At 52.0% G+C, this 248-nt stretch carries 1 protein-coding gene; it reads right to left on the reverse strand.

Going from position 1 to position 248, the window contains the following annotated elements:
* Positions 1 to 47: 47 nt before the first annotated feature.
* The coding region (locus tag ACSIPU_RS31405; RefSeq protein ID WP_204361551.1) for a hypothetical protein at positions 48 to 248 on the reverse strand (201 nt) is incomplete at its 5' end.

The following is a 248-nucleotide window of genomic DNA, read 5'->3' on the forward strand; positions in this document are numbered from 1 at the left end:
TCAGCTGCGTTTCCTGTTTGGGGTCGTTTGCGGGAAGGGGCGGAATCCTACGCTAAGGCTTTGGCCAGCGATATTCTCCGGTGAGATTGATGTGTTCCCAGGGGATAGGAGAAGTCGCTTGATATGGCACTGTTGCAAATAGTCGGTGGTGATAAACTTATCATCCCCTTTTGCTGATGGAGCTGCACATGAACCCATTCAAAGGCCGGCATTTTCAGCGTGACATCATTCTGTGGGCCGTACGCTGG

It is taken from the genome of Klebsiella sp. HN106, from assembly GCF_051209435.1.
Lineage (GTDB): Bacteria > Pseudomonadota > Gammaproteobacteria > Enterobacterales > Enterobacteriaceae > Klebsiella > Klebsiella oxytoca.